This is a genomic window from Paenibacillus sp. FSL H7-0331, assembly GCF_001956045.1.
This window is the reverse complement of the sequence record NZ_MRTH01000004.1, coordinates 376,156-397,061: the sequence shown is the minus strand read 5'-3', so window position 1 is coordinate 397,061 and position 20,906 is coordinate 376,156. Positions and strand designations below refer to the sequence as shown.

The following is a 20,906-nucleotide window of genomic DNA, read 5'->3' as shown; positions in this document are numbered from 1 at the left end:
ATTTCTCTACTAAGGGATAGCCTCTCTGCATGAGATCCAGCTCATACAACTACCAATCGGTATAGGTATCGGGCACCTACCTACTCCCAGTTAACGGTCTCCCATGTTCCCGACCGCGCACTCCGTACAATGGCATCATTAATTACCATGATCTCGTAGCCCTCTTTAAAGGTCGCCACAGAACCAGATATCGGCACTTGATTCACGATGGCCTGATAATAGTTATGCATCATATTCTTCAAGCTATCGGTCCAGCCTTCCTCATGTCCGCTTGGATAATGCATGAAGGGGAGCGCTTCCTTCTTGAGCTGACTCGGGTCTCTCAGAACGGTTTCTCCCGGTTTGTCGCGATAGCCCATCATTAATCGAAAAGGCTCTTCCTGTTTCCATGAGCCGGAAGCCTGCGAACCGTCCAGATTAATTTCAAGGGCATTCTTTTTGCCGGCCGATACTTGAGATACGGTAAACACGCCGCGAGCACCATTATCAAACTTCACAAGTACAGAACAGTAATCCTCAGTCTTAATATCTACCAGTTGTCGATCAGCTGTCGAGCTCGGTTGAAAGGATTCTCCTTGCGCAGCGTTCATATACCGTTTCGGTATCACAACCGCCAGATCGGCGAATACCTCAACGATTCTTAAATCCGTTACATACTGAATAAGGTCAAACAAATGCGACCCGATGTCACTGATGGCTCTCGTCTGTCCCCCATACTCAGGCTCCATTCGCCAATTATAATCCGTATCATATAGCAGCCAGTCCTGCAAATAGCTGCCTCTAATAATATTAATCTCCCCTAAATCCTTGTCCTTGACCATCGACTTCAGATGCTGAACCATCGGAAACTGCCGATAATTAAAATTGATACCGGTCACCAGCGACGTGTGACTGGCCAGCTCGTATAGCTCCTTGGCTTCCTCTCGGGTTAACGTCAACGGCTTTTCCGATAGTAGATGCTTGCCATGGAGAAGCACCTGCTTGTTAATTTCAAAATGAAGATGGTTAGGCGTACAGTTATGAATCACTTCAATTTCAGGATCATTCAATAAATCCATATAATTGCCATAAGCTTTGGGGATCTTGAGCGCTTCCGCATAAGCATCCGCCTTGTCTTGCCCATTCTGACCTATCGCCACAATATCCACGTATCCCAACCTTCGAACTGCCTCCAGATGGGCTTTTCCGATAAACCCCGCCCCGATGATAGCCGCTTTGATCCTGCGCATGAACATCCACTCCCTTGGTTTTGACTATAGCAGATATACTTTTAACTTTCAATATTAAAAGTATATTTTTAAAAGATAAAAGATCATATGCGCATAGATCATTCGCCAGCACTTTTGGCAAACAACAAAAAAACTGAACAGGTAAATGCCCCATTCAGCCATTTCTACTTATTTATATGTCTCTATACTTGGCATCACATTCAGAAAATACTCTGGGTCATCATTCGTTGCCTGAAGGATCAATTGATCTATCGTCATATAAGCGCCACCGATCAGTCCAGCCTTGCTGCCTAATAACGATTTATTCATCATCAATTTACGGGTAGCCAGCGGCATTGATCTTTGATATACACTTTGGCGAATCGCTGCAAGAAATATGTCGCCAAATTCGGACAGCTTGCCGCCAATTGAAATTAATGACGGATTCGAGAAATTTACGATAGAAGCAATCACTTTTCCAATCGCAGCTCCGCTCTCGCGGATTAACTCCACAGAGGCCGGGTCCAGCTTAAGCAAGCCTTCCCCCAAGTCATCGAGTGTCAGTCTTCCGTTGCGCTCCAGCAGCTGTAACAAATGCTCACTTTTCCCGGATAAAGCAAGCTGCTTCGCCTTTTCGACGATTGCCTTGCCTCCTGCGTTCGCTTCGAGGCATCCGCGATTCCCGCACCAGCACATCACATCATTGCCAATATCAAAATGCCCGATATCACCGGCACTTCCCGTAGAGCCGCGATACAGCTTGCCATCGTAAATCACACCGGAGCCGATACCCGTACCGACCTTGATGTGAATTAAATTATCGACTTCAAAATTCAAGCCCTTGGCATATTCGCCAAGCACCATATTGTTAACATCATTATCTACATAACAGGGACACGCATAATGCTGGAACCAGAATTCACGGATTGGATACTGATCCCAGCCTGGCATGATAGGGGGTGCGATAGGGGTTCCCAAGGAAAAATCGACAGGGCCCGGCACTCCGATTCCGATCCCTTTAATCAGGCTCTTATCGAGATTATATTCCTGAAGCAAATGGTCCACCAGCTGCTGAACCTCAGGTAGAACGGCATCAGGACCTTGATTAATATCACTTGGCGAGTTCGTCGTCACTATAATCTCACAATCAAAATCCGCAATCGCAACCTGAACGTAGGAAATACCCAGCTCAATGGAAACGATGATACCGTAATTTTTATGAATCGCGTATTGCTTAGGCTTTCTACCACCGCTGGAAGCACCTACATGGGAAACCATGATCAGCTTTTCCTGCATTAATCGATCGACATGAACAGAAACTGCCGATAAAGAAATCCCAGTCTCATTGGCAATTTCCGCCTTGGACAGTGGCTGCCTTGCTCTCCTTATTAGTTGGAGAACGCGTGCTGTTAGGAGTAGCACCGTAATTTCACCACTTTCGAACTTGATCAGCTTTCACCTTGTTGACACAGGAGCTTAGTGCCTCCTACGAGATACTCAGTCATAATCCTTATGTACCCATTCATCCTCGGGAATCGGCAGAGGCTCACCTGAAAAGCGCTGCTCCTCAAAAGCATCCGCCGTATTGTGGAAGCCATTACGCTCCCAGAAGCCTTCCCTGTCTTCCTTCATAAACTCGATACCTTGAACCCACTTGGCGCTTTTCCAAAAATAAAGATGCGGTACCAGTAATCGCAACGGCCAGCCGTGCTTTTTCGTAAGCGGTAAGCCATCGTATTTGATCGCAAGCAGGATTTGATCACCCATTAAATCCTCCAGCGGAACATTCGTTTCGTAGTCATTATCCGCATGAAGCATAACATATTTCCCTTGTGGCTGTATGTTCAGCAAGCTCAGAAAATCACGGAAGCGTACGCCCTCCCATACCGTGTCCAGCTTGGTCCAGCGGGTAACGCAATGAATATCGCAGACAACCTCGGTTTGTGGCAGTGCTAACAGATCCTCGTAGCTGAACTCCCGTTCCTCTGCAACCTCACCAAATACACGTAAGGTCCAATTGGACATATCGTATTCAGGCACTTCACCCTCGTGTAAAATAGGGAAGCGCTCCGTCACCACTTGTCCAGCCGGAACTCTGCCTGCAAGCTGTGAGTCCACTTGTGGAACCTGCATCCGTTTAATACGATCAGCCTTCGTAACTTTATTCATCTATACAATCTCCTATCGGGTAATAAATTCAGCTCTTGCCATTCAGCTCTTGCCTTGTATCCTTACCCATCATATCATAGATCGTCCTACAATCGGAACCCGCGCGGATCTATTCAAAGGTTTGAAATGTCCTTGCTTTTCTTGAACGACACTTCTTCTAGCTGACTTTATTTATACGGGCACAGCAACCTTTTCAGTAAATGGACCGTCTAAGGATTAACTGCAGGAGAGTGAGTAACTATAATTAAGAAAGGTGGAACATCATGATGAAAAAGATAACGGCGATAGTATCAACAGCCCTTTTGTTGTGCACAATGTCGGCTGGCTCCGTATTTGCCTTTACGGATTTGGATGCAGCGGAGAAAGAGCCTATTATGATGCTTAAAGATAAAGGGATCGTAACCGGCGTGGATAGCGAGCATTTTGCCCCACGCAGTCCGATCAGCTATGCTCAAAGTGTGAGTCTGCTCGTCAAAGGCCTGAACCTGAATCTTGATACGATACGTTTTATTAAAAAACCGGAGGCTTCCGATTACTTCACCAAGGTACCTAACGATGCTTGGTATGCAGAAGCGTTTATTATCGCCCAGTTGAACGGACTTAACATTCCCAAGGATGTAGACCCGGGTGCTACGATTACTCGTGAACAGTATGCCGATTTGCTCATTCATGCGCTGGACAAAAAAGGGACATTTCCTGTGATTCTGGTGTATATCGGCTTTGCTGATGAAGACCAGATCGACAAAGCGTATACGAATAGCATGCAGCTTCTGTATCTGCACAAGCTGGCCAAGACAGAGGAGAACCATATGGCCTACCCTAAACGGGAAATGACCCGTGGGGAAGCCGCTGTCTGGGTTAGCAATACGATCCGGTTTCTCGAAGCCCACTCCGTTAAACTGACGAATCCGCAGCAGGATGAAGTAACCGTAGCGGTTGAGCCAGTGAACGCAGATTTGAACCGAATTACGCTGTCACGGGGCATCACACCCAATCCAGGCTACGGCATCAAGATTGAGGGCATTCGTTTTCTTACTGATGGAACTGCACAGATCCAGTACAGCCTGACCGAGCCTCAGCCGGATATAATGAATCCGCAGGTCATTGTAGAAGCTAAAGCAGACACCTACCTGTCCTCGAAGTATAAGCCCATTGCCGTCGAATTGCAGCCAACCAAATAAAAGACAAAGAAGCCAACTCTAGACTATAAAGTTGGCTTCTTTATTGTAGACATAATCTATTTACAGCCTTACGACAATATTCTAATCGGCGAGCCCGACAAAAACGCTTCTATATTTTCCACAGTATCGCTGTAAAAAGTTTGATAATTCCCTTGGGACACGTACCCGAGATGCGGTGTGGTTAATACATTGGGAAGCCGGCGAAAGACATCATCCTTCGGCAAAGGCTCCACCTCGAATACATCCAGCCCCGCCCCTGCTATCCGCTGGTTCTGGAGAGCTTCGACAAGAGCTGCCTGATCCACAATCGGTGCGCGCGAGGTGTTGATCAGATACGCCGTCGGGCGCATTAGCTTGAGCTCCTTCTCGCCAAGCAGCCCTCTCGTCCGTTCGCTGAGTACGAGATGGATCGAGACAATATCACTGCTTTCGAGCAGTTCCTCTTTGGAGGCTGCATAACTCACCCCTACTTCATCAGCACGTGCTTTGGTTAAATTCTGGCTCCATGCCGTCACGTCCATCCCAAAGGCCTGCCCAATCCGTGCCACCCGACTGCCAAGTTTGCCAAGCCCCAGCAAGCCGAGCTTTTTTCCTTGAAGATCCATGCCAATCGTGCTCTGCCAAGGACCATTCGACTGAATCGCATTATGTTCCGGTACAATATGGCGGGCAAGTCCGAGAATCAATGCCCAAGTAAGCTCTGTAGTAGGATCGCCGCTGCCCGAAGTGCCGCTAACGACAACACCGTGAGATGCAGCTGCTGCCAGATCTATGGAAGCATTACGCATGCCCGTCGTGATGAGCAGCTTCAAGCGCGGCAGCCGCGCAAATAATGGCGCCTTAAAAGGAGTGCGTTCACGCATAGCTACAATGATGTCATAATCCTGGATCGCGCTGACCAGCTCATCCTCCTGATCAAAGTGCTGCTGAAAAACCTGGACCTCTACCTGCTCCGAAATAGTCGACCAATCCGCACTATGCAAGGCAGCATTCTGATAATCATCAAGAATCGCACATCGTAGTTTCATTGTTACCTCCCAAGAGTTGATGAAGAAAACGGCTTACAGCTAATTATAAGCTAATCATCCGCCCGCAGCCAGCCTCAGAATATCCTTAGGCTCCAAAATGGATCGCTCATCGTCCGTATTCACGGTATGAATCATGGCTATCCCCAGTTCCCTCAGTGTGATCAAATGATTGGGGAAAAGGCGTTTAAGTGGAGGATACAACCAGGACAGCAGGGAATACAACCGATGAGCATTCCGTAGTCCCTTGGTTGGATGTATATAGCCGGGTCTGAACATAAATGCTCTCTTGAACGGAAGCTGCAGCAGATGATTTTCCGTTTTCCCCTTCACTCTGGCCCACATGCTTCTTCCCTGCTCAGAGCTGTCAGTCCCCGTTCCGGTTATATAACAAAAGGTCATATCGGGATTGAGTCGGGATAACAGTTCAGCCACATGCATCGTAAGTTGATACGTCACTCTCTCGTAATCCGCTTCTTTCATCCCGGCCGAGGAAACGCCCAGGCAAAAAAAGCAGGCGTTGTAAGGCGCTAATTGAGCTGTGATAGGCGTCAGGTCATAAAAATCATGATGCAGGATTTCAATAAGCTTGGGGTGTGTTACACCACACGGCTTCCGATTAATTACTAATACCTGCTCGACATCCGGATGCATAAGGCATTCGTGGAGTACACCTTCCCCTACCATCCCGGTAACCCCCGTAATAATCGCCCGTATTTTCTGATGCGGTGTATTTGCGGTCCTTGTGTTATTAAGTGACGAGTTAACTTTCGATGACATATGGCTTCCTGCTTTCTGCTGGCTTTGTTTTAAATCAGATCTTTGAGTGCTACATTCAATGAAGAATCGGAATAATCCGTGGAAATACTGAGTTTTTCCCACCGTTCCGTTTCGGCGAGCTTGCCTTGATCGATCAGCTTGGCCATATATACAGCGTCGCTGCCGAGCAGAAGTCTAAGTGGCGGATTCTCCTCATTGACAACTGCAATGATCGCTTGTGCCCCTTTGGCCGGATCTCCCGGCTCTGTACCTGTTTTCTCACGAATGTATTCCTGTAATTTGCCTACTGTACCTTGATAATCCTCTCCAGGTTCAACGTGACTCATAGAGGAGCCTGCCCAGTCTGTGCGGAAGCCGCCTGGTTCAATAATCGTGACTTTTAAACCAAGTGGAGTCACTTCCTTGGACAGAACTTCGGAAAAGCCCTCGACTGCCCACTTGGCTGTCTGATAGGCACCCAGTCCCGGTGCGCCACTGCGGCCGCCTATAGAGGAAATCTGCACGATATGACCTGATTTTTGCTTGCGCAGAACAGGCAATGCCGCTTTTGTTACGTTAATAACGCCCCACAGGTTCGTGTCGATTTGAGCATGGAAGTCCTCGAATGATGTTTCTTCGATTGAAGACATATTCCCATATCCGGCATTGTTGACTACAACATCAAGCCGTCCAAATGCTTCGACAGCGGCTTGTACAGCGGCTTCGGCTTGCTCGGGGCTTGTAACGTCCAGCGTTACAGCGCGCACCTGATCTCCATATTGCGCTACAAGATCGGCTAGTTGTTCGGTCTTACGGGCCGTTGCTATCAATTGATCTCCATGCGCCAAAACAGCTTCAGCAATACTGCGTCCAAGTCCTCGCGAGCTTCCTGTTATCAACCATACTTTAGACATATGAATAATTCCTGCTTTCATAATAGGATTTTGTTTTAAATATTTTTAAATTAAACGATCATTCGTTCTTTATTATATAAAAAAAAGAAATAACTACGCTTGGATGGCGTCCCAACTCATTTGAGTTATTTCCTTGAGTTTTTCCTGATTGAACACTACAGCCCCTTTAAAATGCTCCTTGGCCATTTGTGTGACGGGGTAGTAACAATACATGAGCAGCAGATTGGCATCCACTTGTTTTAATAGTTGCTGCTGCTGTCCTTTTTCAACGAATTCATGAAGCGTTCTAAAGAACCCAATACTCTCATCCAGACACATTCTTGCAATCAGCGGCGAGTTTGTGAACTGTTCCAGAAACAGAAAATAATCCTTATTATCAAGCACAAAGTCCTTCAGATTGCTCATAATCAATTCAAAGCCTGCTTGAATCGGGGTCGTTTCGTTAATTCCATGAAGCATTTTCAAGCTCATTTTTTCTTTAACATTCAAATAGAGCTTTTTCAGCATGTCCTCCTTATTTTCAAAATATACATAAATCGTGGATGGAGATACATTTGCCCGTTTGGCAATCTTGGACATCGAAATGTCTGAAAAACCAATTTCGTTCAAAAGCTGGATCGTCGCCTGGAAGATCGCTTCGCTTTTATTATCATCTTTATGTCTCATGTTTGTATAATAAACGATCGTTCGGTTATTGTCAAACCTTAAAAAGCCCGATCATCGGAATGAAACCCCGAATCCCGCGGCTGATAGCTAATTACCTCTGATCATTATGACTTCCCAATAATCAACGAAAGAATACCTGCTGCAATAAGTGGTCCCACAGGAACCCCCTTCAGAAAAGCTACTCCAATAATGGTGCCAATGATTAAAGCAGTCACTATCGAGGGCTGTGCCGACATCAACTGAACGCCGCGGCCTCCCAGGTAGGCAACACCAACACCTACAAGTATGGCTGCGATCGACTTCCAGTTCAGAAAAGACTTATACAAAGACTCCAGACTCATACTTCCACTCGCTAGCGGTGCCAGAATCCCGATCATCAGAATGATGATGCCTATGGACAATCCATGCTTTTCGATCCATGGAAAGGCTTGCTGCAGATTCAGAACTCGGAGCAGCAGCAGGAAAACAGCCGCGATGGTAATGGAGCTGTTGCTGCTCATTATGCCGAGAAAAGCTAACAGGACAAGCAATATAGAAGGCATATCCACCTGTGACATCATGTGCCATCCCTCCCCTAGTACCAGCTCGTAAACACAGAAGATGATCCATAGGCTAGCGGTACAGCAGCTCCGAGCATCAGCAGGGGTCCCCACCAGGTGAACATGGAAATACCTGCACATAAGCTGATAAGCAGCAGAGCTGGCAGCACCAGAATGGGAGTTACGGCTTGAAGCGCTTGATGCTTGGCTGCATCCTGAATGTCAAACAGCTTCAAAAACGATGCGTTCATCTCTTCTTTACAGAACCGTTTTCTCCAATAGGCCAACATACACGCAGCCACGACCCAGATCACGATCTTGAGTGTTCCCGGTAAAAAAAACAAGGCCGCTCCCATCACCACCGCAAACTGTACAGTAAATCTCCACTGCGTCCCGCTGCGAAAATACGATTTGGCCAAAAAATCAGACAGTCCGCTGGCCGCGCCTGCACCACGGAACAATCGCTGCGATCTTCCAAACAGTAATGGATACTTGCGTGTCGGTCTGATCCTCCGTTTAACGACCCGAATCAGCATCAGTGATACAATCCTCATCCGGGAATCGCTCTCTCTGGCAATATCGGCAAAAAATGCGCCCTTCTGGGCCAATCGTACTCGGCTAAGAACAACAAACAGCACTAATAGCACCAGCATCCCGCACCAGCTGAACACAGGCTGCTCAATAATGTGAGCAACGATATCCTCATATATGAAGAAAGCGCCCGTAAATAATATAATCCGCAATAACCACAGAACGATTCCGTACAGATGGAGAGCAAGCAGCTGACGGGCTAATCCCAAAGTTACTTTTAACAAATAGGTCAGAACAAACAAGTTCGCAACCGCAGCAGCTGTAAAGGAGAAGTTCTGGTATAACAAGGGCAGCAGCAAAGCTACCAGCAGTAAGGTTGTGACGCCCTGCAGAACCAGAGAATATCTATAGCCAAGAACCATCAGATGGCGGAACCAGCTTTGATTTTGCCTGAGAAAGAGCTGATCCCCCTCCTCAACAAAATAACGTATCGTCCCCATCCAGGTAAATACATACAATACCGCTGCAACCATCGGTAACGTAAACAAATGAAACCACGCAGGAGGCGTGTGGAGCCATGTTATATAGTGATAACCTGCCACAAGCATCAAGGGAATGACGACATACAATGCTACAATCCAGTCCACGGCAAGCCGCAGCGCTTTATATTGATAGCTCCAATCAGAACCTACTCTTCGAACAAATAACCGCCAGCTGCTCGTCAATGTGCCCCGTCCCCCCATCATAGCAAGGAGTGAAAGCAATCGAATAAGGGGGCACCTGGTAAGCCGGACTGCTGTTGAATATCATGCAGCGTTCCGTTCGCTACCAGTCTGCCACCCGATAAAAGCACAAAAGAAGTACAAATCCGTTCAGCCGTATCCAGCACATGCGTACTCATCAGGATACCCGCTCCCCGCTGCCGTTCATCATCGAGCATACCGAGAAAGTCCTTGATCGCCTTGGGATCCAATCCAATAAAAGGCTCGTCCACAATGTAGACATCCGGCTTATTCAGGAATCCCAGGATGAGCATGATTTTTTGCTGCATGCCCTTGGAGAATTTGCCTGGCAGATGATGCTTTTCATCCAGCAGCCTGAAGCGGCGCAGCAAATCATCCGCTCTTTCCAGAAATACGTCCCGATCCAGTTCATACACAGCAGCTGCAAACTCCATATGCTCCCAAAGTGTCAGCTCGTCATAAAGAATCGGATGCTCGGGGATATACGCATAGCTTTTCTTCTCACCCATAAAGGTGATCTCTCCTTTAAAATCCTTGAGCAAGCCCAGTATACTCTTGATCGTAGTACTTTTGCCTGCTCCGTTCGGGCCCAGCAAACCGACGAGTTCACCTTGCCGTACATCAAATTGAATTTGCTTGATCACGTCGGATTGACCTTCGTAGCCCGCTTGCTCAATATGCACTTTCAACACTGCCAATCGTTCTTTGACCACTTGCTTTCACTGTCCCTTCCTGCATCTTCTCAAAGTATAATGCACAATTCCAAATAAATCATCTTTTGCGTTATGAGTTCGAATTTATATTGTGCACAATTAAATTGACAACAATTATTATTCGTTTTATAATCGGGTTATAGCATTTCCAGCCTGATGATGTGCAACTATAACCTGAGAGAGGGATGAGCGAGATGTCGATTTATGATTATACCGTGAAAACAACCAAAGGCGAGATGAAATCCATTGGAGATTATAAAGGAAAGGTTATGCTGATTGTGAACACGGCAAGCAAATGCGGCTTCACTCCACAGTACAAGGAGCTTCAAGCGTTATATCTGCAATATAAGGACAGCGGACTGGAAATTCTCGGATTCCCCTGCAACCAATTTGGCAGAGGCGAGCAAGGCTCCAATGAGGATATCCAGAGCTTTTGCGAAATTAATTTTGGTGTTACTTTTCCCTTATTTGATAAAATAGATGTGAATGGAGCTAACGCGGCCCCACTGTACAAGTATCTCAAGAAAGAAGCCACAGGTATTCTCGGCTCAGAATCGATCAAGTGGAATTTCACCAAGTTTCTCGTAGACAGTGAAGGCCATGTATTGAAAAGATACGGATCTGCTGATAAACCTTCAGCTGTAGAGAAGGATCTGGAGGGTCTACTAACGGGACTGATATAATTCCTCCCCGGCAAGCAAAGAAAGTTGAATATTTGGGACTCGTAGAGTTGAGTTAAAGGTATATTTGAAAATGGAAATACGAGCGTGGGAGTTAAAGGCGGATAGCATTTGTTTGGAGCACAAAGCGTTGTTTGATTCCAGAAAGTTTCGGAACGAACCGATTTACACAATTCTCATGGTCCAAGTGCCTGGAGCCCACAAGGACCTGTGGGCTCTTTGGCAAGTAATAGCTTCTACATTTTCATCCAATCGATCAATCTTCCTATCCATTCATTCGGATTGAGTTTTTGTTGAAAAAAAATACCCATCCAAACTACAAAACCAAGCAACGAAAGAGCTGCAAATAGGCTCATTTCCTTAACCGATTTTCTCTTTCGTAACATCATGATAAAACTCCCAACAAACCCGACCATAAAACATACAATAAACCAGATCACAATAAGCCTTCCTTACTTTTGCTGCGACTTTTCCGGAACCAGGTCATCAAGAGGAGCAAAACAGGGATTCCAATTCCATAAAAACAGGAATATAAAAAAATGTATCGTTTATCCCACTCTATATTTTCCACTACGTTATCGTTAAATGAAATCGCGAGCCCGGAGACAAGCAGGATAAGGGGCACTGCGATCCATGTCCTGTCGTTGAGTCGAAATAATTGACAGATGCCCAGCACAGCACAGTAGTAGGCCGTACAGAGCTTGAGGAAAATCCAGATCAGCCAGACAATCACAATTGTCGATTCCACATGGTCGATGAATTCGGCAATTTTGAGCTCCTGAACAATGATATACAGTGGGTACGTAGAATGAGATGCACGAGTCACTCCAAGAACACCTATGGTCACAAAAACAATCCCGCTTAACAGAATCGTCCCCATAGCTATACCATATAACAAACCTGACTTGACCCCATTTTTCACATAAGGAGCCAGCATCATAAGACAAACAGATTCCATGTAAGGAAATCCGATAACAGTGGTTGAATTGATTATCATCTGCCAGGCATCCGTCTGAAACATGGGCCATAAGCGATCCGTCCGCCATTCGGATAAGGTTAATAAATAGATAATCACTACAACAATTAAGACAAATGGGGTCAAGAATTCACTAACTCTTGCTATAGTCTCAATTCCTTTGATAGCAGCATAACAAACGATTAATAGTAGCATGAGATGAAATACAGAGATTGGCGTACGCGGCATAACAAGAGTCTTCATGAAATCACCAAGATTTCGAGTGACCCAGCCAGCCGTCTGCACAAAATACCAGATATAAAGCAGCGCAAAGAATCCTCCCACGGGTTTCCCGAGCACCTTTATGCAAATTTGCACGATACTTAACCCAAGATTGGCTTTTGCCAGTGTCAACCACAAACAGACGATCAATAAAGCAATGGTTCCCGCTAATAACGGAATGATCCAGCCATCTTGCTTGGTTGAGGCAATAATACCTCCTGGTCTAATAAAGAAAGAGGTGCCAATTGTATAATTCAATGTCAATAGAAAAAACTGCCACCTGCTGATGCGTGCTTCCTCCATCGTCATCACCTTTTCTTGTTAAACGGATCTATAGTATCACCGACAGTTTGTATGATGCAATTTACGGTAATTTCTAGACGTGTTTCGTCCAATATATTTTTATCTTTTGAGGTGACTTCTCCGACTTTTATTTGATTTCGTTTGATTTGTTCCTCGACTCCAAGAATGTCCCAACCCTTTTGTTTAGTTTTCTCATAAAAACGGTGAGCTTCCTCTGAGACTTGTTCGTTGAACTTTTTTTTGATTTCATCCAGATTTTGAACAGTCAACTTCGCAGTTTGAGAATTTTCTAGAATATCAAGTTTCGCCTTGATATCGATCTTCAAAACCGGTTGGCCGGCTTGTATTATTATTTTCTTGCGTACCTTAATAGCCATAGCCCGGACATTGACATGCCCCCCGTCTAAGCTTAATAATTGGTGAAAAGTCGTAATTTGCCCATTCAACAAATTGACCAAGGGCATCTCCGACATTTTTAATTTCCCAATCATCTGGCCCGCTTTGAATACGGCGCCTCCGTCCAGTGCAATGTTTCCCTTATTTGCATCAATTTGTTCATAACGATTAGTGGTGGGTTTGGGTTGTGAGCTCGATAGTGTAATAAGGGGAAGTATGGTAAGCGAAGAGCTTTCCATATTCTCAACCAGATCTTTGACTCGCGATTGCTTGCTTGCCCGACCCGATTGCTTGGACTGATTTTCAACGATAGTGTGTATGACCCTGCCTGGCATCCTCTCCAGGGTGGTATATGTATCCATAATGTCAGAGAGTCGAGAAGTGGTTACGAACATGTGGATAGTGGACCGGTTGTCCGAATGCTTGACCAAATAATTAATAAGCTCCTCTACTCCTTCTTTAGCAGTCCTTTCGGTCACAACCAATGACTGATAATGGTCGAAAAAAGGCCGCCTTGGAATCTTGTCGAGCATTTTATCATAAATCTCTCCAATGGTCTTTGATTCGATACGATACGAATATATAGGAGAATTGATCCCCGACGTTTTTTGTGTAGCTATCCCTGAAGGATTAATAATATGATAATAAACGGTATATAATCCGGTATCTGGATTTTTGTCCAATCCGATAAAGTTTACAATAGCAAGCTGATTCACTTCCACCATATCCCAGCAACCTGTCAAACAAAGGCAAGAAATGATCATCAAGTAACCTTTACAGTACCTGAGAAAACGTTTGAAGTTCATGAGTTTCACCTTTTTTTGCGTTTTGTATGATTCATGCGAGGATAGGTTTTCATCCGTGATCTTGGCACGCGAATTAGCGTGTCCTTCCAATCCGAAAGAAACGTTGGTGCTACAGGAGCCATAAATGGAACACCGAACGATTTCAGTGAAACGAGGTGTACAATAGTAAACAGGACACCGCATAAGATACCGTATAATCCCATAAATCCGGCCAATATCATGTAAGCATACATGAGAAATCGCTGCGATAAGCCGAAGTTATAATATGGGGCTACAAAGCTCGTGATAGCGGTAACAGCTACAACAATAACCATCGCGGCCGATACAAAACCAGCCTGTACAGCGGCTTCCCCTAATACAAGTGCTCCCACAATCGAGATCGCTTGACCCGCTATTCGTGGCATTCGCAAACCGGCTTCACGCAGTACCTCAAATATACCCGTCATCAAAAACGCTTCCACATATGAAGGAAACGGAACTCCTTCCCTTTGTGCAGATAGGCTTACAAGAAGCATAGGTGGAATCAATGCTTGTTGGTATAAGGTAACAGCTATATAAAGTGCTGGGACGAATATGGCCATCAAGTAAGCCAAAAACCTGATCCAGAGCATAAAAGTTGCGACATCCGCTCTTTGGAAATAATCTTCAGGCGACTTAAAATATTGAAAAAAAGTAACAGGTCCGATCAGCGCTATTGGACTCCCATCGACCAGAATAGCTACCCTGCCTTCCAATATATGTGAAACCGTGACATCGGGCCGTTCCGTTTTCATGATCAAAGGAAAGGGAATGAATGTTTTGTCAGCAATCCATTCCACAATATAGGTACTGTCCAGGATGCTATCTGTTTCAATAGCCCGAATGCGGTTACGACATTCATTTACTACTTCAGTCGGTGCGAGATCCTGCATGTAACTCAGCAAAACTCTCGATTCAGTGGACGTGCCCAGCTTCATTTGTTCGACTCGGAAATTTGAGGATTGAATTCTTTTTCGCAGCAAGCCCAGATTGGTCGTCAGGTGCTCATTAAAAGCCTCATTTGGTCCCTGAACAGTCGTCTCTGTTTTAGCTTCCGCTACGGCACGATGAGGAAAATGAGCCACATCGAATAAAAGCACTTCGTCAGCTCCAGGGATAGAAAACAAACATTTCCCTTCCAAAAGGCCTTGTACGCAAGAGTCCAAATCATAAGTTGTCGTCGTTGCAACAATAGGAATGGTGTTCTTTAAGGTTTCCACGAGATTCAAGCCGTTCTCCAAACCGTCAAACATTTGAGCCTCCGAAAAAAACCGCAGAACATTATTATCAATTTTATTCTTGTCCACCAAGGTTTCGATAAATAAATAGCACCCCTGAACGTCCGCGCTTAGTGCAAAAGTTTGATATATTAAGTCCGGTGGATTTCCTATGACATTAATCAGTTGATCAAAAAAAGCATCGGACTCATTTTTATCATACATAGTTGTCATATTGGAAATGGTTAACGCCAACCCTCCGAATTTTTTTGTATTCGCTTTTAATATCTCCCTCTCTTTGTGAAAATAAACGTAAACCGCCGGTTGATATATGGATTAATAGTATGTAAAGACAATAAAAAACCGGAAATTTTTTGTGAAAAACCAAAAAACTCCGGTTATATTCAAGTATCCCCTGTATTTATGTCAATCGACACGTGTGGCTTCACGGACATCGGCTAATAGCTCTTTCAACTGTCCAAGCATTTCCACATAATTAGCTTCGGTTTTGCAAATATCCGCAAATATGGTTTCCGGCGCACGCTGCAGCTGCGGTTTCAACGACTCACCCTTGGCGGTTAAGCTGACTTCGACTTTACGCTCATCCTCTAGGGAACGCTTGCGAAGCACTAAATCAGCTTCCTGCATACGCTTCAGAAGCGGCGTTAATGTCCCCGAATCGAGCAGCAGCTTTTCTCCAAGCTCCGTTACGGTACAATGACCAACCTCCCACAGAACGACCAAAACCAGATACTGTGGATAAGTAAGGCCAAATTTGTCCAGAACCGGCCTATACAAGCGAGTGATTTCACGTGAGGATGCATAAATCGTAAAACAAAGTAAATTTTCCAGCTTGATCATTTCTTCATTCTCTGACATTATGAATCACTCCTTCTCGCAGATCACAGCTATTATTTATCGTTATTATACTCCATAGTATAGCTCAACTTAACAATCTTTCAAAATTTAATTGCACACAACTTAATTAAGGATTGGAAATTGCTATTATCCGCTATTTCACCCTTGGGAAGACGCAGCTATCAGGCGCTTAAATTCCTCAATCGTACGTGGAGGGGTAACATCCTTACGGATGGATTCGGGCAAAGCCTGCCACAGCTCCAGAAGCAGCGGCAGTTCGAGACTGAGCGACTCAATCCGCTCCTCATGCTGAAATAGCTCATGCGGCGTGCCTTGCATTACACATTGTCCATGATCCATAACCAGAATCCAATCCGCCCATGAATAGGCCAGATTCATATCATGTGTGGCCATCACGATCGTAATGCCGTTCTCATGAATCCGATCCAATTCCTCGACCAGCTGCTGCTCGGACAAACGATCCAGATACGCTGTGGGTTCATCCAACATCAGCAGCTCAGGCTCAAGCACAAGTACTCCGGCAAGCGCTACCCGTTTCTTCTGGCCCAAGCTTAAATGGTGAATCGGCTTGTCCGCCAGATGCTCCAGACCCATAGCTGTCAGCATACGACGGGTTCGCAGCGCGATCTCCTGCTCAGCCATCCCGGCGTTGCGCAAACCATAGGATATATCTTCAAACGGCGTGTTCAGAATCAACTGCTGCTCGGGGTCCTGAAACACAAGACCGATCTGCTGGCGAAGTTTTTTGAGAGCCTCCGGACGATACGATAGCGGAGTATCATGCCACCGCATTTCTCCGACCGCAGGACGGTGTATACCAATCGCCTGAAGGAAAAAAGTCGATTTACCGGAGCCATTATGGCCGCAAATGGCAGTTTTCTTATGCTTGGGTATACTCATCTTCAGTCCCTGAAGAGCTTCCGTATCCGTACCGGGATACCTGTAATGTACATCTCTTGCTTCTAAGATCGATTTCATTACTGTTACCTCCATCGAATCCAACACTCCAGCCCTAATAAGAGGCTTACTCCGATCCAGCTTTCCAACCAGTAACGGGGCGCAACGGGCTTAGCCGCATAAGGAGCCATCCGAATCTCATCCGTAAAACCCCGGGCTATCAGGCCATGGGACAATGCTCTATACCTCTGCATCGTTTTGCCAAACAAGCGAACGATTAAAATCGCCGTGTCGTTCAGCCTGCCGCGGAACCCGGACTGACCGCCTCTCGCTTTTTGGGCTGTATACATGTGCTGCGCCGTTTCTGACAGCAGGAAAAGAAAACGGTACATAATCAGCATAATTTCCAATACCAATGTGGGCATTCGCAGCTTGTTCATCACCTGAAACAGCTCGGACATCGGCGTTGTCAGCATCACAAAGGTAAGACAGGAAAGACAAGCAACGACTCTTGCAAATAAATAGCCCGCTTGATGCAAGCCTGCTTCCGTCATATAACATGTCCAATTCATAAATGTAAAAAGCACTTGATTCGTGCTTACTGCCGCTATCGAATCCCTGGACTGCGTTCCGATCTCGATCACAATGGCAGGCAGGCTGGTCACATAAAATAAACAAGGAAGCCCTATCAGCAGGATATAGGATTTAAAAGGGATTCGGGCATAAAAAACAGTCCATACGAGCATCCAGCCTGCAAGGCAGAGCTGTACAACGGGATGCGACAAGTATGCTACTACGAACAGAACGGCCGCAAAACCGCATTTCCACGCAGGAGATACGGACCGCAGCCGATTCTTATAGGATAGTGTATCGATCAGCTTGATCATTGTTTATTCGGCTTAACCGATTTACCCTTGAACCAGCCAATCGCATACCCGATGAAGCCTGCACCGATCGCCGCCTGAAGTGCAAAGAGCATGCTTTCCGTTTCGGGAGGAGGTTCGACAAGCGATGAGAACCACGGCTTATAGCCAGGGTGAAGCTCTGCGATGATCTGTTCGGCAGCATCGTCCGCTCCGCCAAATTCACCATTGACCAGAATCAGCGGAAGAACCGCCAACAGCACTACAGCTGTCAGCATAAGTATATTTTTAGTACGACTTGTCATGGCTGCTTAACTCCTTTCATTTTGCGTTGAAGAATGGACAGCTCCTCAGAGCTGTAGGCCTGCAGCCAGTTCCAAATCAATACCGTGAGCAAACCTTCACTGATAGCCAGAGGAATTTGGGTGATCGCAAACACACCGCCGAACTTGATGAACGAAGCCAGGAAGCCGCCATTTTCCGCAGGAAAAGCCAACGCCAATTGAATCGAGGTTACCACATAAGTGGACAGATCGGCACATGCAGCTGCCGAGAATATGGCCAGCTTTTGCTTGCCTGTTGTGTTCATCAGCCATTTATAAATGACATATCCTACCATTGGTCCTGCAACCGCCATGGAGAAGGCATTCGCTCCAAGTGTCGTCAAACCACCGTGTGCCAGCAGCAGCGCTTGAAACAACAGTACGATAGATCCGAGCACGCTCATCGGCAGAGGTCCGAACATCACGGCACCCAAGCCTGTCCCCGTGGGATGTGAGCTGCTTCCCGTTACCGAAGGGATCTTAAGAGCTGACAGCACGAAAGTAAAAGCGCCCGCCAGACCCAGCATAATCTTCAACTCCGGTGTTTCCTTGTTGATTTTGACCAAGGCACGTAATCCGAGTATGAAAAAGGGAATAAACACAACCCACCAGAACACAGCCCAGCCCAGTGGCAGGAACCCCTCCATAATGTGCATCGCATAGGCAGATTGAGGCTCGTTAATAACAAAATACAGGGTAAAGGCCACAACCACTAATAGTGCTCGAAACATCTTTTTTGCTTTCATTCTCTAAATCCTCTCTTTCCCATAATAGACGAAACAAAAAAACCAATCCTTTAGAATTGGTCATGGGTACATCACAATATAAAACAGGATCCTGCGGGATCGCCGTTTCATCGTTTGTACACCACTCCTTTCCGCGAAGGCTGTCGGGTGATTAAATTAGGTAGGTCTCCTGGCTTTCGGATCTTCGTTTTCTTCCGTCTTCCCCGATTCATTATCGAGTGACCTGCATGAAAAAAAACTCCCCGAATACAGTGGCGGGACCGCTCGGGAGTTGCACCCGATTCCCTGTTACCCCTTATTGTCTAATGGGCACCTAATTCATGTATGCTTTTGATTTGCTGTTGAGTACCTTATATTCGATATCGACAACGATTTTCCTGTTCCGTAGCATAAATTTATAAAAACATGACACAATCAGACCGTACAAAAGCATCTGTAGTCGTGTCATTAAATGATTGACATCGAGTGTAACCATTTGTAAAATTAAAAATGCCTAGTCAAGAGATCGGTTTAATCCGTTTCATGAGAAAGGAAGTTAGCAATTCATGTTTTTTTTGCGTTCGCTTATCATTTGCTGCTATCTTATGACCGCTTATTGGGCATCCATCCATTTTCCTTCATTAAAGATGGTATTTTATCCAACGCTCGGCGCATTCAGCTTCTTGTTCATACACCGAATAGGCCAGCTCAAAGATGTTGTACGCATCATTATCGGAGCTATCATTGCAGTATCGCTCGGAAGCTTCTTTTATACAATTAATACCGGGGCCGTCTCATTTTTTGCAACTGCAATTGTAACGATATCGTTGATCCAAGTGTTCAAATGGAATGCAGCTCCCATATTAGCGGTTTCGTTCATTCCTTACTTCGCCCATCCTGACAGTCTATGGGCACTGCCCATAGCTGTGTTGGCTTCGCTGGCAGGTCTGCTCATCCCGCTCTGGCTGATTAGCAGATTGGAGCAGTTCACATGGCTTATCCGCTTTAATGAGGCTGCAGAGCAGCTGCGTCTTAAAGCTTTAACTGTAACCCGAATCCTTAAGGAACCACCTGCCACGGAGATCATCCAGAAATCGAGAAACTAAAGCAGTACCATTTTCCAACAAATACTTACATCCTGTCCTGCTCAGATAAGCGGGATGGGATGTTTGTGATTTACTGCCCAACTGAGTCCTGAGCATCCCATCCAAGGCTGTGATTGAAGTACAAAAAGACCGACGGGTTACCCGCCGATCCCAATTCTTCTATTTTATCTATTTTATTATTGCTCGCCCGCTGCAATTGCAGCAAGTCGCTCCTGAATCCGTTCTGTGCAAACACCACCATGATACGTAATGACGGTCTCAATATCATAATCGAGCAGCTTGGCGACCGAGCTGAGTGCCTGCTCCATATCGGGTGTAAATGCTTTGTTAGGCGGCATCAGCACACCATCCTGTGAGGTCAAGGCGTCGCCGGATATCAAGGTTTTACTTGGCTTGTGATAAAGGCTGATATGATCCGGTGTATGACCCGGGGTGAAAATCACTTGAATCCCCCCGCAATAAGGAAGCTCATCACCATCCTGAAGCGTCACATCAACCTTGGAAGGCGGCACAAGGACACCTCTTTTTATGATGGGTACTTCCCCTAATAGGTAAGGCTTGGTCAATTCATGTGCGAAAACCTCAATCTGTCCCTCTGAAGCCGAGATTAGCTCAGGCAGACTACCGATATGATCCAAATCCTGATGAGTAATAATGATTTTTGTAAGCTTGTCAAAGGGAACCGCTTCCTGAGCAAGTGAAGCCCGAATCACCTCCAGCTGACCGGGGATTCCTGTATCCACAAGAATACCATCGTTCTCATCCCATAGTAATGCAGCATGAACGGCAAACGTATGTTCACCTGCTTGCATCGACCACTCTACAGCTGTAATTCCTGAGCCTGCTGCCATGTCCTGCACCTCCATCATCGTATTGATTTGAACAGCTTCTCCAATGGAGCACCATCGGTTGTTGTCTACCTTGTCCCATGGCTTCCGCGTGAGTACTGATTATTTAATGTTAACCTAGAGCGGATGCGGAGGCAAATGTGCTGATTTCTCGAATTAA

23 protein-coding genes and 1 riboswitch are annotated in these 20,906 nt (G+C 45.9%); of the genes, 3 read left to right on the top strand and 20 right to left on the bottom strand.

The window, feature by feature from the left end; genetic code table 11:
- Nucleotides 1–80 precede the first annotated feature (80 nt).
- From BK127_RS08570 to BK127_RS08560, 3 genes are all read right to left on the bottom strand, one after another.
- The gene (locus BK127_RS08570; protein ID WP_076229597.1) at nucleotides 81–1,229 is read right to left on the bottom strand and encodes a Gfo/Idh/MocA family protein; all 1,149 of its coding nucleotides are present in this window, start codon (nucleotides 1,227–1,229) and stop codon (nucleotides 81–83) included.
- Nucleotides 1,230–1,397: 168 nt separating this feature from the next.
- On the bottom strand, nucleotides 1,398–2,630 hold the full coding sequence (locus BK127_RS08565; RefSeq protein WP_076229596.1) for an ROK family transcriptional regulator: 1,233 nt from the start codon (nucleotides 2,628–2,630) through the stop codon (nucleotides 1,398–1,400).
- A 75-nt stretch (nucleotides 2,631–2,705) separates the two neighbouring features.
- Entirely contained in the window at nucleotides 2,706–3,377 is a 672-nt protein-coding gene (locus BK127_RS08560) for a sulfite oxidase-like oxidoreductase (protein WP_076229595.1), read from the bottom strand.
- Between the two features lie 266 nt (nucleotides 3,378–3,643).
- Between BK127_RS08560 and BK127_RS08555 the strand changes: the two genes are divergently transcribed.
- Entirely contained in the window at nucleotides 3,644–4,558 is a 915-nt protein-coding gene (locus tag BK127_RS08555; RefSeq protein WP_256711226.1) for an S-layer homology domain-containing protein, read from the top strand.
- Between the two features lie 68 nt (nucleotides 4,559–4,626).
- Here the strand turns inward: BK127_RS08555 and BK127_RS08550 are convergent, their stop codons facing one another.
- From BK127_RS08550 to BK127_RS08520, 7 genes are all read right to left on the bottom strand, one after another.
- Nucleotides 4,627–5,586 (bottom strand): D-2-hydroxyacid dehydrogenase family protein, encoded by a 960-nt coding sequence (locus tag BK127_RS08550; protein ID WP_076229593.1) that lies wholly within the window; start codon nucleotides 5,584–5,586, stop codon nucleotides 4,627–4,629.
- A 54-nt stretch (nucleotides 5,587–5,640) separates the two neighbouring features.
- Entirely contained in the window at nucleotides 5,641–6,363 is a 723-nt protein-coding gene (locus tag BK127_RS08545) for a Rossmann-fold NAD(P)-binding domain-containing protein (RefSeq protein ID WP_076229592.1), read from the bottom strand.
- A 29-nt stretch (nucleotides 6,364–6,392) separates the two neighbouring features.
- Entirely contained in the window at nucleotides 6,393–7,256 is an 864-nt protein-coding gene (locus BK127_RS08540) for an oxidoreductase (RefSeq protein ID WP_076229591.1), read from the bottom strand.
- Nucleotides 7,257–7,349: 93 nt separating this feature from the next.
- Nucleotides 7,350–7,922 carry a TetR/AcrR family transcriptional regulator gene (locus BK127_RS08535; RefSeq protein ID WP_076229590.1) on the bottom strand — a complete coding sequence of 191 codons (573 nt, stop codon included), beginning with the start codon at nucleotides 7,920–7,922 and terminating at the stop codon, nucleotides 7,350–7,352.
- A gap of 104 nt (nucleotides 7,923–8,026) precedes the next feature.
- Nucleotides 8,027–8,479 carry a DUF441 domain-containing protein gene (locus tag BK127_RS08530; protein ID WP_076229649.1) on the bottom strand — a complete coding sequence of 151 codons (453 nt, stop codon included), beginning with the start codon at nucleotides 8,477–8,479 and terminating at the stop codon, nucleotides 8,027–8,029.
- A gap of 17 nt (nucleotides 8,480–8,496) precedes the next feature.
- Entirely contained in the window at nucleotides 8,497–9,717 is a 1,221-nt protein-coding gene (locus tag BK127_RS08525; protein WP_179097424.1) for an ABC transporter permease, read from the bottom strand.
- A gap of 17 nt (nucleotides 9,718–9,734) precedes the next feature.
- Complete coding sequence (locus tag BK127_RS08520) at nucleotides 9,735–10,433, bottom strand: ABC transporter ATP-binding protein (protein ID WP_076229648.1); 699 nt, start codon at nucleotides 10,431–10,433, stop codon at nucleotides 9,735–9,737.
- Between the two features lie 209 nt (nucleotides 10,434–10,642).
- On the opposite strand from BK127_RS08520, the gene BK127_RS08515 reads away from it, so the two are divergent.
- On the top strand, nucleotides 10,643–11,131 hold the full coding sequence (locus BK127_RS08515; protein WP_076229588.1) for a glutathione peroxidase: 489 nt from the start codon (nucleotides 10,643–10,645) through the stop codon (nucleotides 11,129–11,131).
- A 233-nt stretch (nucleotides 11,132–11,364) separates the two neighbouring features.
- Here the strand turns inward: BK127_RS08515 and BK127_RS43620 are convergent, their stop codons facing one another.
- The 9 genes from BK127_RS43620 to BK127_RS08470 form a co-directional block, all read right to left on the bottom strand.
- On the bottom strand, nucleotides 11,365–11,517 hold the full coding sequence (locus tag BK127_RS43620; RefSeq protein ID WP_179097423.1) for a hypothetical protein: 153 nt from the start codon (nucleotides 11,515–11,517) through the stop codon (nucleotides 11,365–11,367).
- Between the two features lie 47 nt (nucleotides 11,518–11,564).
- Complete coding sequence (locus BK127_RS08505; protein WP_076229586.1) at nucleotides 11,565–12,668, bottom strand: GerAB/ArcD/ProY family transporter; 1,104 nt, start codon at nucleotides 12,666–12,668, stop codon at nucleotides 11,565–11,567.
- Between the two features lie 5 nt (nucleotides 12,669–12,673).
- Nucleotides 12,674–13,870 carry a Ger(x)C family spore germination protein gene (locus tag BK127_RS08500; protein ID WP_076229585.1) on the bottom strand — a complete coding sequence of 399 codons (1,197 nt, stop codon included), beginning with the start codon at nucleotides 13,868–13,870 and terminating at the stop codon, nucleotides 12,674–12,676.
- A 5-nt stretch (nucleotides 13,871–13,875) separates the two neighbouring features.
- Complete coding sequence (locus tag BK127_RS08495; protein WP_083689175.1) at nucleotides 13,876–15,339, bottom strand: spore germination protein; 1,464 nt, start codon at nucleotides 15,337–15,339, stop codon at nucleotides 13,876–13,878.
- Nucleotides 15,340–15,531: 192 nt separating this feature from the next.
- Nucleotides 15,532–15,984 (bottom strand): MarR family winged helix-turn-helix transcriptional regulator, encoded by a 453-nt coding sequence (locus BK127_RS08490; protein WP_076229583.1) that lies wholly within the window; start codon nucleotides 15,982–15,984, stop codon nucleotides 15,532–15,534.
- Nucleotides 15,985–16,122: 138 nt separating this feature from the next.
- Nucleotides 16,123–16,962 (bottom strand): energy-coupling factor ABC transporter ATP-binding protein, encoded by an 840-nt coding sequence (locus BK127_RS08485; RefSeq protein WP_076229582.1) that lies wholly within the window; start codon nucleotides 16,960–16,962, stop codon nucleotides 16,123–16,125.
- A 5-nt stretch (nucleotides 16,963–16,967) separates the two neighbouring features.
- Nucleotides 16,968–17,768, bottom strand: coding sequence for a cobalt ECF transporter T component CbiQ (gene cbiQ, locus BK127_RS08480; protein WP_076229581.1), 801 nt, complete (start codon nucleotides 17,766–17,768; stop codon nucleotides 16,968–16,970).
- A complete protein-coding gene (locus BK127_RS08475; RefSeq protein WP_076229580.1) occupies nucleotides 17,765–18,049 on the bottom strand; it encodes an energy-coupling factor ABC transporter substrate-binding protein in 285 nt (94 codons plus the stop codon). The genes cbiQ and BK127_RS08475 overlap by 4 nt, the downstream gene beginning before the upstream one ends.
- The gene (locus tag BK127_RS08470; RefSeq protein ID WP_076229579.1) at nucleotides 18,046–18,813 is read right to left on the bottom strand and encodes an energy-coupling factor ABC transporter permease; all 768 of its coding nucleotides are present in this window, start codon (nucleotides 18,811–18,813) and stop codon (nucleotides 18,046–18,048) included. The genes BK127_RS08475 and BK127_RS08470 overlap by 4 nt, the downstream gene beginning before the upstream one ends.
- A gap of 142 nt (nucleotides 18,814–18,955) precedes the next feature.
- A riboswitch (cobalamin riboswitch) is annotated at nucleotides 18,956–19,145 on the bottom strand.
- Nucleotides 19,146–19,358: 213 nt separating this feature from the next.
- Between BK127_RS08470 and BK127_RS08465 the strand changes: the two genes are divergently transcribed.
- Nucleotides 19,359–19,898 carry a hypothetical protein gene (locus BK127_RS08465; protein WP_076229578.1) on the top strand — a complete coding sequence of 180 codons (540 nt, stop codon included), beginning with the start codon at nucleotides 19,359–19,361 and terminating at the stop codon, nucleotides 19,896–19,898.
- Nucleotides 19,899–20,074: 176 nt separating this feature from the next.
- Here the strand turns inward: BK127_RS08465 and BK127_RS08460 are convergent, their stop codons facing one another.
- On the bottom strand, nucleotides 20,075–20,749 hold the full coding sequence (locus BK127_RS08460; RefSeq protein ID WP_076229577.1) for an MBL fold metallo-hydrolase: 675 nt from the start codon (nucleotides 20,747–20,749) through the stop codon (nucleotides 20,075–20,077).
- Nucleotides 20,750–20,906 lie beyond the last annotated feature (157 nt).

What these genes read in the sequence shown, in the direction of transcription:
- BK127_RS08570 (WP_076229597.1), bottom strand. Translation starts at nt 1,229, where the DNA reads ATGCGCAGGATCAAAGCGGCTATCATCGGGGCGGGGTTTATCGGAAAA.
- BK127_RS08560 (WP_076229595.1), bottom strand. Translation starts at nt 3,377, where the DNA reads ATGAATAAAGTTACGAAGGCTGATCGTATTAAACGGATGCAGGTTCCA.
- BK127_RS08555 (WP_256711226.1), top strand. Translation starts at nt 3,644, where the DNA reads ATGAAAAAGATAACGGCGATAGTATCAACAGCCCTTTTGTTGTGCACA.
- BK127_RS08550 (WP_076229593.1), bottom strand. Translation starts at nt 5,586, where the DNA reads ATGAAACTACGATGTGCGATTCTTGATGATTATCAGAATGCTGCCTTG.
- BK127_RS08545 (WP_076229592.1), bottom strand. Translation starts at nt 6,363, where the DNA reads ATGTCATCGAAAGTTAACTCGTCACTTAATAACACAAGGACCGCAAAT.
- BK127_RS08540 (WP_076229591.1), bottom strand. Translation starts at nt 7,256, where the DNA reads ATGTCTAAAGTATGGTTGATAACAGGAAGCTCGCGAGGACTTGGACGC.
- BK127_RS08535 (WP_076229590.1), bottom strand. Translation starts at nt 7,922, where the DNA reads ATGAGACATAAAGATGATAATAAAAGCGAAGCGATCTTCCAGGCGACG.
- BK127_RS08530 (WP_076229649.1), bottom strand. Translation starts at nt 8,479, where the DNA reads ATGTCACAGGTGGATATGCCTTCTATATTGCTTGTCCTGTTAGCTTTT.
- BK127_RS08515 (WP_076229588.1), top strand. Translation starts at nt 10,643, where the DNA reads ATGTCGATTTATGATTATACCGTGAAAACAACCAAAGGCGAGATGAAA.
- BK127_RS43620 (WP_179097423.1), bottom strand. Translation starts at nt 11,517, where the DNA reads ATGATGTTACGAAAGAGAAAATCGGTTAAGGAAATGAGCCTATTTGCA.
- BK127_RS08505 (WP_076229586.1), bottom strand. Translation starts at nt 12,668, where the DNA reads ATGGAGGAAGCACGCATCAGCAGGTGGCAGTTTTTTCTATTGACATTG.
- BK127_RS08500 (WP_076229585.1), bottom strand. Translation starts at nt 13,870, where the DNA reads ATGAACTTCAAACGTTTTCTCAGGTACTGTAAAGGTTACTTGATGATC.
- BK127_RS08495 (WP_083689175.1), bottom strand. Translation starts at nt 15,339, where the DNA reads ATGACAACTATGTATGATAAAAATGAGTCCGATGCTTTTTTTGATCAA.
- BK127_RS08490 (WP_076229583.1), bottom strand. Translation starts at nt 15,984, where the DNA reads ATGTCAGAGAATGAAGAAATGATCAAGCTGGAAAATTTACTTTGTTTT.
- BK127_RS08485 (WP_076229582.1), bottom strand. Translation starts at nt 16,962, where the DNA reads ATGAAATCGATCTTAGAAGCAAGAGATGTACATTACAGGTATCCCGGT.
- cbiQ (WP_076229581.1), bottom strand. Translation starts at nt 17,768, where the DNA reads ATGATCAAGCTGATCGATACACTATCCTATAAGAATCGGCTGCGGTCC.
- BK127_RS08475 (WP_076229580.1), bottom strand. Translation starts at nt 18,049, where the DNA reads ATGACAAGTCGTACTAAAAATATACTTATGCTGACAGCTGTAGTGCTG.
- BK127_RS08470 (WP_076229579.1), bottom strand. Translation starts at nt 18,813, where the DNA reads ATGAAAGCAAAAAAGATGTTTCGAGCACTATTAGTGGTTGTGGCCTTT.
- BK127_RS08465 (WP_076229578.1), top strand. Translation starts at nt 19,359, where the DNA reads ATGTTTTTTTTGCGTTCGCTTATCATTTGCTGCTATCTTATGACCGCT.
- BK127_RS08460 (WP_076229577.1), bottom strand. Translation starts at nt 20,749, where the DNA reads ATGGCAGCAGGCTCAGGAATTACAGCTGTAGAGTGGTCGATGCAAGCA.